Annotated in this window: 1 protein-coding gene; it reads right to left on the bottom strand. The window is 52.2% G+C overall.

Annotation, left to right across the window (positions count from 1 at the left end):
- Nucleotides 1-340, bottom strand: a 340-nt coding sequence (locus J5M58_RS26595; protein ID WP_207880347.1) for a 2-phospho-L-lactate transferase CofD family protein, incomplete at its 3' end; no start/stop codon positions are given.
- Nucleotides 341-479: the final 139 nt, after the last annotated feature.

The raw sequence follows: 479 nt of genomic DNA, 5'->3' as shown, positions 1-479 counted from the left end.
CTTCCAGAGGCCGCACGCTAAGGTGATCCAGCGCCTTTAACATCAAGTTTCCGAGATTATGACCGGAAAGTTCGCCATTGCCACCAAAACGGTATTCAAACATCGCGGAGGCGACGCTCGGTTCCGTTATCAGCTGGTTGAGGCAGTTGCGCATATCGCCCCAGGCAATGCCGCCTTCTGAACGGCGAATACGCCCCGTCGAGCCACCATTATCGGTGGTGGTGACGATACACGTTAAACGAGAACCCAAAGACGAAAGTGATGAGAGAACGCGTCCCAGTCCATGCCCTCCGCCGAGAGCAACGACACGATCAAGATCAGCCAGCGTACGATTGCGCATATAGTTTCCTGGAGTCAGATTATCCGCGCTACAGTAGCGCAAATTGCGGGGAAACAGCAATTAACCTGCCAATATTGAGGATACAAACTATTTTCTTCTACCTCTAAAGGACGATGCACGCTATGCCTCCCTGATGATG

Source organism: Pseudomonas sp. 32_A, assembly GCF_017490905.1.
GTDB lineage: Bacteria > Pseudomonadota > Gammaproteobacteria > Pseudomonadales > Pseudomonadaceae > Aquipseudomonas > Aquipseudomonas inefficax.
The sequence above is the reverse complement of the archived record's forward strand: the minus strand, read 5'-3'. Positions and strand labels throughout refer to the sequence as shown.